The sequence below is a fragment of the Mycobacterium scrofulaceum genome (assembly GCF_001667885.1).
Taxonomy (GTDB): Bacteria; Actinomycetota; Actinomycetes; order Mycobacteriales; family Mycobacteriaceae; genus Mycobacterium; species Mycobacterium scrofulaceum_C.
The window spans coordinates 93,322-108,480 of record NZ_LZJW01000164.1; the positions used below are offsets into that span (position 1 = coordinate 93,322).

Here is a 15,159-nt window from a genome sequence, read left to right on the forward strand (position 1 = left end):
TTGTCCTCGTCCAAGCCAAGATGTGCGAGCCAGGCCGACCGTATTGTATCCCAACCGAATTGCGCAGCATCGTAGAGATTCACTGGTAAGCATGGGGGATGTACGGCTTTCCTAGCTCCCTTACCTCTACGGGCTGCGCGAGTCCCGCGGCGTACAGTCGTTGCGCCTCTGCGAGTGTCGGCACCTCCACCACGTCGCCGCGATGGACGTCGATGCGTCCGTAGGCCTGTCCCGCAATGCCAACCTTGAATCGCACTTGCGTCGGGCCGTCTTTGGGTTTCGCTCTGAAATCCACGCCGTCGTACTCTCCCTCTTCGGAACCGGCTGCGTCGATCCAGCCGAAGGAATCTGTGCCCCAACGGTGTTGAGTCATAGGGACTCACCTACTTTTGAGGCGGTCAAGCTCTAATAGCCGCAGCGCCAGCTCGCCGGGGATGCCGTGATGTTGACGCCGGATCAACTTTCCATCGACATCGAATAGCTCGCGCGTCCGCCCCTCTTCGAAGAGATTCAGCACATGCTCGACTGTATGACCAGTCTTCGACGCTAAATCCGTTGCCGCTAGCATTGTTTCGAGCCCTGCCCCTGCAATTTGGCCAGGAGTCCTTGCGAATTCAATAGCCATAGATAATCAACCTCCGTGCAGCTCATTGGTGGAGAAATGCTCCAATAGACCGATACCGCCCATCGTCGTCAACTCCGGCACTATGCGTTGCCACACAATAGGTATCGCTGTGATGACCGCCAGCGTGCGGTCTGTGACGGTGACGATGTGGAAGCGCTCAGCCAGCGTCTCAAAACCCATCTCCCGCAGATCAGCGTCTACGCCACCTCCGTCAGTGGTCATTAAGTGCGCAAGAATCAGCGCGGCAGCGTGCTTTTCGTTGGGATCACTCGTGCGCTCGTAGACTTCGTGGAGCGCGGAAGTGACTGCCATCGCGCCCAGATCAGTGTGCAGCCGCCGTGATGCGTGTGCATAAAGGCGCAGGAGGTCCAACGCGAGCCGCGCCAGGTCGCTGCCGTCGCATTGGCTGAGAATTCGATCTCGGACAACTTGATGTCTGATGGCGAAATCTAGCGCCGTGGTCGGTTCAATCATTGCTGCCTCCTGTTCAGCCTCCCGGTCCTCAGCCTCGATCGCGGCCCAAAGCGCTTCTGGCGTCGGATATTGCGTCACCGTCGCGCAATCCGGTGAGTGCTCTTTTATCGAGTGCCACGTAGCGAAACTCAGTTCGCGGTCGGACATTTCGAATGACGCACGGTCCCAAAGGCCGCGTTCCTTATTGATCAGCGGGTTGTCGTGCCCGTCGCGCAGCCGCACGTCAACAAGGTCTTCCACCGCCTCCCGCAGTTCGGCGCGCTCCTCCGAGCCTCGCGGATGCTGGTCAGCCTCCCGGGCCAGGGCCCGCAGCTGCGCACACGTCACCGGTTCGTCGGCGGACCACGGGCACGCCGCGATGCGCGTCTCAACCCAGCGCCGCAAATAGTCGTCGGTCAACCGCTACGCCTCCTTTCGCTGCTGCGCTGGGTGCGGATTACCGGTCATTGCCTTGACGCTGGCGAGACGACCGCCGCTCTTTTTCTTGCGCTCGGGGAACAGTGCCGCACGCACCTTCAGGTAGTCACCAGTCACCTTCAGGTGGTCATGCGTCTTCGCCGAGTTATCAAGAATCTGGCAAAGGGTCCGCCCCACCTCATAAAGGTCAGGCTCCGAATCAACCACCCCCGCAAGCTCACAACGCGTGATAAACGCACTTTCATGGCGGCCGACCTCGCCGCTGGTGGAGGCCTGTGATTGATTGGCGCCACCACTTTGTTCAGGTTTGGACGAAGTTCCAGATGCACTAGGCCGCCTCGGGTTCGAGGATCGTGCCTTTGTCTTTCTTTCGATGGAGACAACATTTCCGTTGGCTTCCGCGCGCAAACGCTCGCGGCGACGTGCCGTCTTCTCTGCATTTGCAGCGCGACAACGTGAGCCAGTACATCCCCGTTGGTACATGTACATGCCGCATTTGACCCCATCGCCAATGCAGTCATCGTCCATTGCTTTATAATACCCCGCCCCGAAAGTTATTGCGACACAACAATTGTCGAGCAAATCCCAGCAAACTCCAGGTGAGTCATCCGCAAACGTCGAATTTGCACCTAGGTACCCCCGCACGTGTCGTCCAGACTCCGGACTGCCGGGCAGTCGTGGGGTGGCCAGCTATCAAAAAATGGCCCTGACGTGCGCTAATCGTATCAGCACCAACCGCCGATTTCCGCAGGTCAGAGGGTGTTTGCGGCCGAGCAGGCAGCTGGGTGCCAGTCGCCATACTCAGCAGTTAAATGTCAGCACGCGTGCCAGCAAACACAATTGGTGAGTGGGCTTGAGTGTTGCGGTTGCGTAGAGTTCAGGTGAGTCATGAATTCCGTTGCACCTAAGCATGATTCAGCGGTATGAAAACCGTTGCGGGAGCGTTGCTTTCGTTGAGTTAGGCTACACGACGGGCAGCCGGCTCATGATCGTTGGGTGCTGTGTGGCTGCCGTCATGATGCGTAACCAGGCTTCTACTGGCACATCCAGGCTGATAACGCTCTGCTGCGCCCTGTGGGTGGTCATGGCTGCTTGCTGCCATCAACGGGTGCATCAACTGTTCCAGGATGGAACGGTCGGTCTACGCGATTGATCGGCCGTCTCATCATGCGGCTGTTAGGCGTTGCCGTCCCGCCTTCCGTGCTTGGCGTTCCGCGATCAGATCGGCGGGCTTCTGCGCCCGCGATGTGCGCGGGTTAGCCGATAACACCGGCAGGGGTGGTTTCGACCGTCCTGGGCCACTTGAGCCGCTGCCACGAGCCTTCCAAGTGGTCATTGCCGTCCAGATGGTGCTAGCCATTGATCGCGTGCTCTTTCTGCGTTGGTGAGTTCATTGACTCAGCGAGTCGGGAGGTAGCAGCGGGTAGCAGAAGTAGCAGCTTTCCTACCCTTTCCCCTGTACGACGCGGCAGGGAGTAGACAAACTGCTACTCCTGCTACCCGCTGCTACCTGGTCCCCGTACCCAGTCGCTCATGTCGATCAATCGAATTCCCCTGTATCCGCGCACACCCTTGCGCCCGGTGGGTTGGATGCCGTCGATCTGGTCGAGCCGGTTGTAGTATTCGCGGCTTGAAAGGCGTTTAGCCCCGGCTGCGTCCGCGTAGTGGCAGTAGGCGGTGTAGAGGTGGGTTCTGGGTGTCCAGGCGTCGGCGTCTAGGGTGCAGTCTTCGTCTATCCAGCTCCGAACGGCGTCGGAGCGGACGATAAATTCGGCTTTGGCGTTTTGGACTGATTTGGGTTGGAGCAGTCGGCCGCGTTCCATCAGCGCCGGTAATGCTTGAATGCCTCGTGCCAAGATGCCCCGAAGCTCGTCGTCGGTCTGCAGCTGCGCGTCGAGGTTGCGGTTCTCCTTGCCGGTGAACGTGTTGGGGAACGGCACCACAATCCATCTGGCCCACCAGCCTTCAGATGAGTCAGCGGAACTGAAGGGCTTGTTGATCGAGTAGAACGGCAACGCCCACGGCGTGAAGTCGAAGACGGCACCGTATTTGATTTCCCCCTGGATGGTGTCGCCGCCGGTCATCGCTTTGAAGGTTGCAGTGTTGTCGAGCCAGCGGGAATCCATATCCCCAGCGAGGTTGATCAGTTTGCCGTAGAGCGTGGCGGCACGAAATCGGTTGTCCACCAGTTCGTATAGCGTCACCGATGAGCTGTTACGCGCTCCGACGAGACGTTTGATCACCCGTATCAGTGTGCCTTTTCCGTTGCGGCCCTTGCCGTACAAAAGAACGGCGGCGTGGTGCGGGTTGCCCGAATACAGGGTGTAGCCGACGAGTTCCCAGATGAAGCCGGGCGAGTTACCGATCGGCTTGCGACAGTCGGCGGGAAGAACGTCTTTGATGAACTGTTCGAATCTTGGGCATTTCGCGGCGGGGTCGTAGTCGACCGGCAGCTGAACGGTGCCTAGGTGTTCGGGAGTGTGTGGTGTCAGCGTGCCGGTGCGCCAGTCAACTAGGCCGTTGCGGACGTTGATGTGTTCGGGTAGCGGATCTCCGGTGATCCGAGGGAGGTCTGCCGAGTACCGGATGAGGTCAATAACGTTGGTGCCGTGGCTTTTCCGGTATCGGTTGCCAAGCCGCGAGACGATCGCTGATGTGATCTGCCCATCGTCGGGTCGCCAAACGCCGCCTTCATAGACGTAGAGACGTTGATCGGTTACGCCGTACCCGCACGTCACTTCGGTCATGACGTCGTGTGCGAGGTCTTGGGCTAGGAGCCCCTCGCGGCTGAAGAATCGTCCTGGGTTGTCCTCGTGCTGTTCGACATCGATTGCGGGAGCGGTGATGCTTGACGCACCGCCTGCGATGACACGCAAATTCGGTTTTCCTTTCGCACTGTCACTCAGGTCGGCTGCGAACACCGCGAACCCGACGTCCTGGTCGGACAGATCCGGTATGTACGTGCCGTTACCATTCGCTTTCGCGAATCCCCTATCGATCTTTGCGTTGCAGTAGTCTTCGCCTCTTCAGCGAGAAATCCGTTCTGGCGGCATGCGTCGACCAGACGTTCGCGTGCCCAGTCACGTTGCACACCAAGCTCGTCCAGCCTTGCCGCTTTGGCGAATAGAGCAGTGTCTCGTCCACCATGGCGGCCACCGCTTTTCGGCGTGTTTGCGAGTTCTTCCAATTCGCCGCGAATCGCCGCATTGATGTAAGCGTCTGAGTCGCCTCCCTGAAGGGAACTAGACTTGTGCGCAATGGGTTTCGGTCTGGCTTTGCGTATCCATTCCTGCCACGCATCCGGCAACTTAGGCGGTTTACCTGTTGGACGGCGTTGCCAATGTCTACCCGAAGCTGGCGGGGCGACGACAAAGCCCCTGGAGGTTTTCACGTCGATACCAGCCCCAGGGTGGGCGGCAACCTCGGCGGGGCTGAGATCGTGACTACCCCAAATGTGCATACCACCGCTCGGTGTGGTGGCTACCGGAAACTCGTCAAGCGGGCCAAGCTTTTCCACCAGATCGGCATAGGTAGGTAGCCCATTGACCGCATGGTCACCGTCGGGGCCTTCGACATCGATGACGCATTCGTCTTCAGCGGGCACCATCGCGACGAAATCGCATGGGTGCTTGTCCCACCACTGGACTAGTTCATCGGTGTCTGTGGTGGCCTCTGTGGGCCAACCCCAGATATGGGGTTTCTTGGTTTTCGGGACCAATGGAAACACCCGGTATCCGAGTCGGGCATATTTTAGTGCGGCTTTCAACGGTGTTGAGTCACCCGAATGATTTGCGCCTGATAGAGTTGACATCAGTTTCCCTTTAGGCGAGACCTCGGTACGGAGTAGCGACCACTGCCGGGGTTTCGTTGCAATTGGCGGCTTTTCATCTTCGCGTTTGTTTGTCGTCTGCGTATCGGCACGTGCCCGCACAGCTCCTTTGGCGCGCCTTATGTTGTGGGAGGCGCACGGCCCATAGGACCTGGCTCGCAATTACCGCGTCGCCGCAGTGCATCGGATGGGTAGACCTAGCAGACTCTTCTCACGCTCCGCTGTCGGGGTTAGCTCACATACCGGTACGTTCGCGGGTCTGGGCGTCGAGGTACTCACTGACGTCACTCCACCTGTAGAGGACGCGAGACCCGCGCTTGATGAACTTTGGCCCTGTGCCGCGATAGCGCATCTGTGCAAGGCCTGTTTCGGTGGTCTTGAGCGCGACGGCGACTTCGGTGGGTATTGCGAGGTCATGGGCAACGCTCCCGCCCCGCTGGCGTTCGTGTCTCATGGCGCATTTCTCCTGTTTCGTTCTGTGCTCCCCGCGTATTCACGGCGGTTATTGACAGAGTGGCACGCCGCAGCACACAATGTCACTGACATTAGCGACATTTCTGGTGACAGAGAGGTGGGCCGCGTTGGCATTCGAGACGGTGAGGCTCGTTTACGAGCTATCCGATGGCGGGGCCGTAGAGGTCACCGACGACACATTAGAACCGATGGGCGATGTCTTCACCTATCGGCAGCTCACGTACCGGTCCGAGGGCTGCGAAATCGTTTTCGAAGTCCACGATGGCGTGCCAGGTTGTGTCAGCGTCAGTTTGCGTGCCGGTGAAAAGCCGCTGCGAACAAAAGATCTCACAGATATCAGGCTGGACCGCCTTCGTGACGAAGCTTTCGCAGCGGTCGGCATGATCGTCCCGGACCCGGAGGGTGGGCACGAGGCGGCCCATCGAGTCGTCCGAAAAGTGCTCAACCATGCGACGTCTCGGCGCAGGCTGACACCTGATCTGCTGCGCCGTATCGCCCAGACCTACAACAACGCTCCGGCCGGAGATCGCGCGGAAGCGATCGCCGTGGCCTTCGGTGTATCCAACCGGCAGGCGTGGCGCTACATCGCAGCCGCCAAAGAGAAAGGCTTTATCGATGGCGACGATTGAGAAGTACCAGACCGGCAGCGGTGCAACGCTTTACGCTGTCCGCTACCGCACGCCCGGCAACCGGACCACTCGCAAGCGCGGATTCACTACGAAACGTGACGCGCAGATTTTCGCCAACGACGTCGAGGTCAAGAAGCTGACCGGTGACTACATCGCGCCGACGCTGGGCAAGATCACCGTGGACGAGCTGTCCGCTGATTGGCTGGCCCGCAAAAAGCAATCCACTGCCCAAAGCTATTACCGCACACTGGAAACCGCGTACCGGGTGCACGTCAAGCCGAAATGGGGTGCGGTCGCGGTCGCTGATATCGATGTGCTCGGCGTCGAGGCGTGGGTGACCAGCATGACCCGTAAAGGTTCTGGTGCGACAACGGTCATCCGGGCGCAAGGTGTGCTCTCGGGGATCTTGGCTGACGCGGTCAAGGGAAAGCGGTTGGCCGCGAATCCGGTGAAGGGTATCGACAACCTTCCCCGCAAATCGGGCAAGCGCCGGGTGTACCTGTCCGCCGACGATGTGGCGCGGCTGGCTGACAAATCCGGCGAGCACCGGGCGCTGGTGCTGGTGCTGGCGTACTGCGGGCTGCGGTGGGGCGAAGCAATCGGTCTGCGTGTGCGTCACGTTCAATTCCTGCGCCGCCGCATCTCAGTGAGTGAAAATGCCGTCCAGATTGGGGTGCGACATGTCGTCGGACCCACCAAGGGACGCGAGGATCGCAGTGTGCCGGTGCCGACGTTTGTGCTCGATGAACTGTCAGTCCTGTGCGCCGGTAAGGCACCCGACGACCTGGTGTTCGCCACGCCGGATGGCCGGTACCTCCCGCGCCCGAAGTCATCCAATGGGTGGTTCACCCGCGCGGTCACAGCGGCGAAGGTGCAACGGGTTACTCCACACGATCTGCGACACACGTGCGCCTCGCTGGCCGTGTCGGCGGGCGTCAACGTGCTGGCTCTCGCGCGGATGCTCGGGCACAAAGACCCGAGCGTGACGCTGCGGGTGTACGCCGACCTGTTCGACACCGATCTGGACGCGGTGGCGACCACTCTGCACGCCCGCTACGGGTCAGACCAGCGGGGCCCCGGCGTGACCGAGGACGGAATTGCGGAGCGATGAGCAAGGTGCAGACGTTGATCAGCACCGAATGGGTCAACAGATGGGCCGAACTGTATCCACCGGAGTACGACGACAAGCTGCGCTCTGTGCACGATCAGGTCAATGCCCGTGGTTACTACGATCGCGCCGACCTGATGGCCGTCGCGGAGTGGAAACTGAAAGGGAGCTACTGGCCCAAGCACCGCAAAACACTGAACCGGAACCTCGACGACGACATCCGTGACATCACCCGGACCGCCCTGAGCGCTCCCCTGACCATCCAGCACCGCGTGATGGGCCTGCTCTACGGCGTCGCAGTCCCGGTGGCGTCAGCCCTGCTGATGGTGTGGAACGACAAGCTGCACACCGTGATCGACCGGCGCGCGGTCAACTCGCTTGTGGAACACGGGATGATCCCCGAACCGCCAGTTGGCAAACTGCCGCCGTACCTTGATTACCTCGCCGTTTGCCAGCGGATCAGCCAGCGGTGCGGCTGCGACCTGCGTGACTTGGACCGCGCACTGTATAAGGCAAACGGGAACCGGGAACTACCGCCGCAGACCCGTGCGCACGCCTGATGACCAGCGTTTGCTGAGAGATTCCACGCGAGATTTTCGTTGGAATCCTGTGTCCATTTGGTGTCCACGAAGCCTGCCAAAGGCCCGGAATCAACCCTTGAGCTGCAGAAACACGGGTGCGGGCGGAGGGACTCGAACCCTCACGCTCTTTCGAGCACCGGCACCTAAAGCCGGCGCGTATGCCATTTCGCCACGCCCGCAGCGTGCCGATCGTACCGCTCGGTGCACGGCCGGGCCGGGCAGTGGCGCGCCTCGACGAATTCGTCGGACCCAAATCGTGAGCGGTACCTTCAAGGGGTGTCCACCACCCGTCGTCGCAGGCCCGCGCTGATCGCCCTGGTGATCGTCGCGGCTTGCGGCTGCCTGGCGCTGGGCTGGTGGCAGTGGACCAGGTTCCAGTCCGTCTCGGGCACCTTCCAGAACCTCGGCTATGCGCTGCAGTGGCCACTGTTCGCCTGGTTCTGCGTGTACGCGTACCGCAAATACGTGCGCTACGAAGAGATGCCGCCGGAACCTCGGCATGACGCCGGCCTCACCGAGATACCCGCAGGCTTGCTGCCCGAGCGCCCCACGCCGACGCAACAGCCGACCGACGACCCCGCGCTGGCGGAGTACAACGCCTACCTTGCCGAGCTAGCCAAACAGGACACCGAGAAACAGAACAGGACGACCGCATGACCACACCGGAGACGCCCGGAGCGCCCGCGTCGGCATTCCCCGTCGAGAAGATCCGCACCGCGTTGCTCGGCTACCGGATCATGGCGTGGACAACGGGGCTGTGGCTGATCGCGCTGTGCTACGAGATCGTCTCGCACCTTGTCCTGCACCACGAGATCCGTTGGATCGAGGTGGTCCACGGCTGGGTGTACTTCATCTATGTCCTGACGGCTTTCAACCTCGCGGTCAAGGTGCGGTGGCCGATTGCCAAGACCATCGGTGTGCTGCTCGCCGGGACCATCCCGCTTCTGGGCATCGTCGTCGAGCACTTCCAGACCAGGGACGTCAAGGCCCGCTTCGGGATTTAAGCCTCGAGTGTGCGCCCAGCTTCACACTCGACGCCGAACGTGCGGCTAGCTTCACACTCGGCACAACGCTAGGCCAGGTCGCGCAGCGCCGGCACTAGCAGCGCGAGCGCGCGGCCGCGATGGGACACCGCGTCCTTCTCCTCGGGGCTGAGCTCCGCCGCGGTCCGGTCGGAACCGTCCGGAAGAAAGACCGGGTCATACCCGAAACCGCCGTCGCCCCGCGGTTCCCGCGCGATACTCCCGGGCCACTCGCCGCGGACGACGACCTCGCCCGACGGCCCGGCCAGGGCGCAGGCGGAGACGAACGCCGCGCCGCGCCGGTCGTCGGGCACGTCACGCAACTGCGCCAGCAGCAGGGCGGTGTTGGCGGCGTCGTCGCCGTGGTTGCCCGACCAGCGCGCCGACAGCACGCCGGGCATCCCGTTCAACGCGGCCACCTCCAGCCCGGAGTCGTCGGCGACCGAGGCCAGGCCCGTCGCGGCGAACGCGTCGCGCGCCTTGGCCAACGCGTTGTCCTCGAAGGTGGCGCCCGTCTCGGGGGCCTCGTCGAAGGCGGGCACGTCGTCCAAAGACACCAACTCCAGCCCCGTCAGGCCGGCCGCGTCGAGCACCCGGCGCAGCTCGGCCAGCTTCTTGCGGTTGCGGCTGGCGACCAGGAGGCGTGCTGATCGCAAGCGCGGCGAAGCCGGGCGCCGCGGGTCATCGCCAGCTGGCACGGTCAGCTGCCGAACGCCTTCGGCGGCGGAGCCCCCTCGGGCAGCTCACCCGGGTACGGCAGGGCCAGCGCCTCGCGCTGGGCGGCGAACAACTTGTCGCAGGCGGCCAGCGCCACGTCGAGCAGCTTGTCCAGCGTTGACCGCGGGAACGTCGCCCCCTCGCCGGTTCCCTGCACCTCCACGAGGGTCCCGGTGTCGGTGGCCACGACGTTCATGTCGACCTCGGCCCGCGCGTCCTCCTCGTAGGGCAGGTCCACCCGAATCCGGCCGTCGACCACCCCGACGCTGACCGCCGCGATCGCGCACGACAGCGGTCGCGGGTCGGACAGCTTGCCGGCCGCGGCCAGGTAGGTCACGGCGTCGGCCAGCGCGACGAAGGCGCCCGTGATGGCGGCGGTGCGGGTGCCGCCGTCGGCCTGCAACACGTCGCAGTCGACGGCGATCGTGTTCTCCCCCAACGCCCGCAGGTCGATGCAGGCTCGCAGCGACCGGCCGACCAGCCGGCTGATCTCCTGGGTGCGCCCGGACGGACGTCCCTTCACCGATTCGCGGTCGGAGCGCGTGTGGGTGGCCGACGGCAACATCGCGTACTCCGCGGTCAGCCAGCCCAGGCCCGACCCCTTGCGCCAGCGCGGCACCCCCTCGGTGACGCTGGCGGTGCACATGACCTTGGTGTGGCCGAATTCGATCAGCACCGACCCCGCCGGGTGGTCGGTAAACCCGCGGGTGATGACTACGGGGCGAAGCTCGTCGTCGAGGCGGCCGTCTTCTCGTCTGGTCACGACGCCAACCCTAACGCGGGCTTGCTCAGACCCTTTCAGAGCGGCGGATGTCGAACGTCTCACCGCACACCACCGCATGCACGGGACCGTCGAACTCGGCCTTGGCCTCGCTGATCACGTCCTCGCGCGAGGTCCACGGCGGGATGTGGGTCAGCAGCAGCTCGCGGACGCCGGCCTGCGCCGCGGCCCTGCCGGCCTCGGTGCCCGACAGGTGCAAAGCGGGCGGCCGATCCGGCGAGTGCGTCCAGGAGGCTTCGCAAAGAAACACGTCGGCGTCGCGGGCCAACTCGACCAGCTGGTCGCACATGCCGGTGTCGCCGCTGTAGACGAACGAGGCACCGGTGGCATCGGTGATCCTCATGCCGTAGGACTCGGTCGGGTGGGCCACCACGCGGGGCGTCACCGTGAGCGACCCGAACGTCACCGGCTCGCCGTCGACCCAGTGGCGAACGTCGAAAATGTCTGAGCAGTCGTCGATTTCGCCGCCATACGGTGACGAGGCGGCACCCAACCGGGACCAGGTGTCGCCGGGGCCGTACAACAACGCCTTGCCGCCGGGGCGCGAGGGGTGATAGCGCCTCCAGACGAACAGGCCCGGCAGATCGAGGCAGTGGTCGGCGTGCAGATGCGACAACAGCACGTGCACGGAGGCGGGATCGGCGAAGCGCTGCAAAGCGCCCAATACGCCCCCGCCGAAGTCGATGACCAACGGCGGAGTGTCCGGTGCCCGGAGCAGATATCCCGACGCGGGCGAATCCGGCCCCACCACGCTGCCCGAGCAGCCGAGCACGGTTATTCGCACGGACACTACTGTGCCATGCCCGATGCGGCCGTGACGAAAACATCGCCGCATTCATGTGATGAGAATCTCGCCATCGGCGCATGGCGATCGCGAGCGCGGCGAAGCCGGGCGACGTCCCCCGCAAGCGGGTGGTGCCCCCAGGGCGCCATGATCCTCATCAGTCGATCCGCACGTGGTGGACGGGTTGCACGCCGGTGACCGCGGGCCCCAGGAACCGGGCCGCCAACTTGGTGAAGGCCTCCGGGTCGCCGGTCGCTTCGAAGACTCGGGTCGCGGGAGGCGCGTCATGCGGACGCAGCAGGTCGCGCTCGGTCAGCACCCGCAGCACCTCCTTGGCGGTTTCCTCGGCGCTGGACACCAGCGTCACGTGCTCGCCCATCGCCAGTTGGATCAACCCGGACAGCAGCGGGTAGTGCGTGCACCCGAGCACCAAGGTGTCGACCTGGGCGCGCTGCAGCGGCTCCAGGTAGCCCTCCGCGAGCCCAAGCACCTGGCGGCCGCTGGTCACGCCGCGCTCGACGAAGTCGACGAAGCGCGGGCAGGCCACCGCGGTGATCTCGGTGTCGCGGGCCGCGGCGAACGCATCCTGGTAGGCGTGTGAGTTGATGGTCGCCCGGGTGCCGATGACGCCGATGCGGCCGTTGCGCGTCGTGGCGACCGCGCGGCGCACCGCCGGCAGGATCACCTCGACGACCGGCACGTCGTACCGCTCGCGGGCGTCCCGCAGGCACGCCGCCGACGCCGTGTTGCAGGCGATCACCAACGCCTTGACGCCGCGGCCCACCAGGTCGTCCCCGATCGCCAGCGCGTGCGCGCGCACCTCGGGAATGGTGAGCGGGCCGTACGGTCCGTGCCCGGTGTCACCGACGTAGACGATGTCCTCGTCGGGCAGTTGGTCGATGATCGCCCGCGCGACGGTCAGTCCCCCGACGCCGGAGTCGAAGATCCCGACGGGAGCCAACGGCGAGCTCATGACTTGGGGCGCGGCGTCACGGCGCCGGCTTTTCTCTTCGCGCGGGCCTTGCGTTCCGGCGCGGACAACCAATACGCCGCGACGACACCGGCGATCGCACCGCAGAGGTGACCCTGCCACGACACACCCCCGCACCTGCCCAGTACCGGCATGGCCCCCAGCAGCACGCCGCCGTACGCGAACAGCACCACCAGTCCGATCACGATGTCGGCGAACCTGCGCACGAAGATCCCGAACACGAGCAGGAAAGCCAGCCAGCCGAAGATCAGGCCGGAGGCCCCGATGTGATCGGTCGGCCCACACGAGCTGCCCACGTTGCCGATGAGCCAGGTGCCGAACCCGCCGAGGATCCACACGATCGCCGTGGCCCACACGAACCGGCTCAGCCCGGCCAGCGTCATCAGGAAACCCAGCACCAGAAGCGGGATCGTGTTGGCCATCAGATGCTGCCAGTTGGCGTGCAGGACCGGGGCGAAGACGATCCCCCACAGCCCGTCGGCCTCGAGCGGCCTGATGCCGTTTTCGTCCAGGGAATGCCGCGTCAGCTGATCGATGAGCTCGACGAGGTAGAGCAACGCGACGAAGGTCAGGATCGTGGCCCCGCCCACCACCCACGTGGGCCGCTTCGCCGGGCCCGCGGGTGCGCCCGGGCGTCCCGTCGAGGTCGTCTTACCCATAGCTGCAGGTTACCGGCGCCGGCGGCGAACTCCTCATCGGCCGAACGCGCCCGGCAACAGGCCGCGGTAGGTCGGTATCCCCGCCACCGGATCCGCGGCGAACACGCCGACCAGCACCGCCCGCGCCACGCAGTCGGCCGCCGCGGCTCCCACCTCTGCGGCGAGCCTCATCTCCGGCGAGAACGAGGCGGGCGAGTCGGCCGCGGGCGGCACCTCGACGGCGCCGGTTGCCAGCGCGAAGATCGTGTCGCCGTCGTACGGGGTGTGTGCCGGGCGGACGGCGCGGGCCAGCCCGTCCTGGGCGGCGACGGCGACGCGGCGGCACGCGGCCGGGCTGAGCGCCGCGTCGGTCGCCACCACCCCGATGACGGTGTTGAGCGGGTTCTCCAGCGGGCTCGCCGCGGTGGGCAACTGCGCGAAGGCGTCGATCTGCTCCGCCGGCGGTGGCCTCAGGCCGAACTCCTCGACCAGGTCCGTCATCCACGGCAGGCCGGTGGCCCGGTCGGCGACGTCGCCGGCGGAGTTCACCACGACCACCGCGCCGACGGTCACCCCGCACGGCAGCGCCGTCGATGCCGTCCCGACACCGCCCTTGAGCACCCCGGCCCGCGCCCCGACGCCGGCGCCGACGTTGCCGATGGCAGGCGCGGCCTCGCCCTCGACGGCCGCTTCGCAGGCCAGGTAACCGAACTCCGCGGTCGGACGACAGCCCCAGCCGCCCACCGGCAGATCGAAGATCACCGCACCCGGGACGATGGGCACCACCCCGCCGTCCATCGCCACGCCGCGGTCCCGTTCTTCGAGCCAGCGCATGACGCCGTCGGCGGCCGCCAGACCGTAGGCGCTGCCCCCGGCGAGCAACACCGCGTCGATGTACCGGACGGTGTTGGCGGGATCGAGCAGATCGGTCTCGCGCGTACCGGGCGCGCCGCCGCGACAATCCACCGCGCCGACGGTCCCCGGCGGCGTCAGCACGACGGTGACGCCGGAGGCCCATCCGGCGCCCATGGTGGCGTCGGGGTCGAGCCGTTGGTGGTGCCCGACGTGGATTCCCCCGACGTCGGTGATCGCGTTCGCCCGGCGGACGTCGGCACTCATCGGGATCCCATGAGAACCAGCACGAGGTATTCCTGCAACACGGTCAGCCACTGGTAGACGTCGAAGTGCACGGCCAGCGGGTGGTCGGGGGGTAGGCGCTCCGGTCCTTCCGGCCCCACCTCGAGCATGACCCCCAGGGTCAGCCGGATGTCGTTGACCGCGGCGATCCAGGCGTTCGCGTCCTCCTCGCTCAGGTCGAACCGGCCGCCGCCCTCGGGGACGGTATCCAATAACCGCTGCGCGGCAAGGCGTTTGGCGTCGATGATCTCCGGCTCGTGCAGGCTGCGCAGCGCGGCGTTGAGGCCGTCGGCGCCCGAGCCCGATGGGTCGTCGTCGTCCGGGTGGAAGAAATCGGGCAACAGCCGGCGCAGGGTCGGATCCCTGGGCGGCTCGCTGTTGCCCGTCTTCATCCCGGTGATCTCCTCTAGTTCGTCTGCAGGAGAGGAAGATTCACGCTCGTCGAGCAACCCGATCATGGCGGTTGCCAAGTTCGTCAGCAGGGCGGCTTCGTGAGCCGCCAACGCGGACCGGAAACGGGGACCGTCCGCGGTCTCGACGCGCTTCCACTTGCGCACAGCTGATCGCCGAGGCCCTCGATGATTAACGGTCCTGCTGCAGGGTCGCCCACAAACCGGCGGCATGCAGCTTGGATACGTCGACTTCCATGGATTCCCGGCTGCCCGCCGACACCACCGCCCTGCCTTCGTTGTGCACCTGCAACATCAGCTTGGTGGCGTGCGGCTCGCTGTAACCGAACAACTTCTGGAACACATACGTCACGTAGGTCATCAAGTTGACCGGGTCATCCCACACGATCGTGACCCACGGACTCGCCGTGGCGTCTACCGGGGCGGACTCGCGTTGTCCTGTAGTGCCCGGCTTAGTGGGCGCTGACATTACAACCATGGTTCACACGATACCGAGGGTCAGGTGAGGTTTCCGAGCCCCTGATGGCAGCCGATACCGTTAT

The 15,159-nt window shown here is 64.6% G+C and carries 19 protein-coding genes and 1 tRNA gene; 5 read left to right on the plus strand and 15 right to left on the minus strand.

All coding sequences use genetic code 11. The features are described from left to right. Nucleotides 1-79: 79 nt before the first annotated feature. The 6 genes from A5681_RS23230 to A5681_RS26815 all read right to left on the minus strand — a co-directional run bounded on the left by A5681_RS23230 (nucleotide 80) and on the right by A5681_RS26815 (nucleotide 5,447). Entirely contained in the window at nucleotides 80-373 is a 294-nt protein-coding gene (locus A5681_RS23230) for a hypothetical protein (RefSeq protein WP_156738111.1), read from the minus strand. A gap of 6 nt (nucleotides 374-379) precedes the next feature. Continuing rightward, nucleotides 380-625: a hypothetical protein gene (locus A5681_RS27280; RefSeq protein WP_156738112.1), complete on the minus strand. Its 246-nt coding sequence runs from the start codon at nucleotides 623-625 to the stop codon at nucleotides 380-382. Nucleotides 626-631: 6 nt separating this feature from the next. After that, the gene (locus A5681_RS23235; RefSeq protein ID WP_067281121.1) at nucleotides 632-1,498 is read right to left on the minus strand and encodes a hypothetical protein; all 867 of its coding nucleotides are present in this window, start codon (nucleotides 1,496-1,498) and stop codon (nucleotides 632-634) included. A 3-nt stretch (nucleotides 1,499-1,501) separates the two neighbouring features. Further along, complete coding sequence (locus A5681_RS27285; protein ID WP_156738113.1) at nucleotides 1,502-2,044, minus strand: hypothetical protein; 543 nt, start codon at nucleotides 2,042-2,044, stop codon at nucleotides 1,502-1,504. Nucleotides 2,045-3,012: 968 nt separating this feature from the next. Next, nucleotides 3,013-4,437, minus strand: a complete 1,425-nt coding sequence (locus A5681_RS23240) for a DNA primase family protein (RefSeq protein ID WP_067281123.1) — start codon at nucleotides 4,435-4,437, stop codon at nucleotides 3,013-3,015. After that, a complete protein-coding gene (locus A5681_RS26815; RefSeq protein ID WP_156738114.1) occupies nucleotides 4,419-5,447 on the minus strand; it encodes a bifunctional DNA primase/polymerase in 1,029 nt (342 codons plus the stop codon). Before A5681_RS26815 ends, A5681_RS23240 begins: the two co-directional genes overlap by 19 nt. A gap of 479 nt (nucleotides 5,448-5,926) precedes the next feature. Between A5681_RS26815 and A5681_RS23250 the strand changes: the two genes are divergently transcribed. Genes A5681_RS23250 through A5681_RS23260 form a run of 3 tightly spaced genes read left to right on the plus strand, consistent with a single transcriptional unit; the run spans nucleotide 5,927 to nucleotide 8,116 of the window. Further along, on the plus strand, nucleotides 5,927-6,448 hold the full coding sequence (locus A5681_RS23250; RefSeq protein WP_156738115.1) for a hypothetical protein: 522 nt from the start codon (nucleotides 5,927-5,929) through the stop codon (nucleotides 6,446-6,448). Then, the gene (locus tag A5681_RS23255) at nucleotides 6,435-7,559 is read left to right on the plus strand and encodes a tyrosine-type recombinase/integrase (protein ID WP_067281130.1); all 1,125 of its coding nucleotides are present in this window, start codon (nucleotides 6,435-6,437) and stop codon (nucleotides 7,557-7,559) included. The genes A5681_RS23250 and A5681_RS23255 overlap by 14 nt, the downstream gene beginning before the upstream one ends. Next, entirely contained in the window at nucleotides 7,556-8,116 is a 561-nt protein-coding gene (locus A5681_RS23260; protein ID WP_067281133.1) for a hypothetical protein, read from the plus strand. Before A5681_RS23255 ends, A5681_RS23260 begins: the two co-directional genes overlap by 4 nt. Nucleotides 8,117-8,233: 117 nt before the next feature. Here A5681_RS23260 and A5681_RS23265 read toward each other — a convergent pair. Then, a tRNA-Leu gene (locus tag A5681_RS23265) sits at nucleotides 8,234-8,316 on the minus strand. Nucleotides 8,317-8,413: 97 nt separating this feature from the next. On the opposite strand from A5681_RS23265, the gene A5681_RS23270 reads away from it, so the two are divergent. Further along, nucleotides 8,414-8,794, plus strand: coding sequence for a hypothetical protein (locus A5681_RS23270; RefSeq protein WP_067281135.1), 381 nt, complete (start codon nucleotides 8,414-8,416; stop codon nucleotides 8,792-8,794). After that, on the plus strand, nucleotides 8,791-9,141 hold the full coding sequence (locus A5681_RS23275) for a DUF3817 domain-containing protein (protein ID WP_067281139.1): 351 nt from the start codon (nucleotides 8,791-8,793) through the stop codon (nucleotides 9,139-9,141). The genes A5681_RS23270 and A5681_RS23275 overlap by 4 nt, the downstream gene beginning before the upstream one ends. A gap of 68 nt (nucleotides 9,142-9,209) precedes the next feature. Here the strand turns inward: A5681_RS23275 and rdgB are convergent, their stop codons facing one another. From rdgB to clpS, 8 genes are all read right to left on the minus strand, one after another. Continuing rightward, nucleotides 9,210-9,815 (minus strand): RdgB/HAM1 family non-canonical purine NTP pyrophosphatase, encoded by a 606-nt coding sequence (rdgB, locus tag A5681_RS23280; protein WP_067281143.1) that lies wholly within the window; start codon nucleotides 9,813-9,815, stop codon nucleotides 9,210-9,212. A gap of 44 nt (nucleotides 9,816-9,859) precedes the next feature. Beyond that, nucleotides 9,860-10,639 (minus strand): ribonuclease PH, encoded by a 780-nt coding sequence (gene rph, locus A5681_RS23285; RefSeq protein ID WP_067281146.1) that lies wholly within the window; start codon nucleotides 10,637-10,639, stop codon nucleotides 9,860-9,862. 25 nt (nucleotides 10,640-10,664) lie between these two features. Then, nucleotides 10,665-11,447 carry a cyclic nucleotide-degrading phosphodiesterase gene (locus tag A5681_RS23290; RefSeq protein ID WP_067281149.1) on the minus strand — a complete coding sequence of 261 codons (783 nt, stop codon included), beginning with the start codon at nucleotides 11,445-11,447 and terminating at the stop codon, nucleotides 10,665-10,667. A gap of 151 nt (nucleotides 11,448-11,598) precedes the next feature. Then, the gene (gene murI / locus A5681_RS23295) at nucleotides 11,599-12,414 is read right to left on the minus strand and encodes a glutamate racemase (protein WP_067281152.1); all 816 of its coding nucleotides are present in this window, start codon (nucleotides 12,412-12,414) and stop codon (nucleotides 11,599-11,601) included. After that, nucleotides 12,411-13,091 (minus strand): rhomboid family intramembrane serine protease, encoded by a 681-nt coding sequence (locus A5681_RS23300; protein WP_067281154.1) that lies wholly within the window; start codon nucleotides 13,089-13,091, stop codon nucleotides 12,411-12,413. The genes murI and A5681_RS23300 overlap by 4 nt, the downstream gene beginning before the upstream one ends. A 33-nt stretch (nucleotides 13,092-13,124) precedes the next feature. Beyond that, complete coding sequence (locus A5681_RS23305) at nucleotides 13,125-14,189, minus strand: P1 family peptidase (protein WP_067281156.1); 1,065 nt, start codon at nucleotides 14,187-14,189, stop codon at nucleotides 13,125-13,127. Beyond that, complete coding sequence (locus tag A5681_RS23310; RefSeq protein ID WP_067281158.1) at nucleotides 14,186-14,764, minus strand: DUF2017 domain-containing protein; 579 nt, start codon at nucleotides 14,762-14,764, stop codon at nucleotides 14,186-14,188. The genes A5681_RS23305 and A5681_RS23310 overlap by 4 nt, the downstream gene beginning before the upstream one ends. A gap of 25 nt (nucleotides 14,765-14,789) precedes the next feature. Then, nucleotides 14,790-15,095 (minus strand): ATP-dependent Clp protease adapter ClpS, encoded by a 306-nt coding sequence (gene clpS, locus A5681_RS23315; protein WP_067281162.1) that lies wholly within the window; start codon nucleotides 15,093-15,095, stop codon nucleotides 14,790-14,792. Between the last annotated feature and the right edge of the window lie 64 nt (nucleotides 15,096-15,159).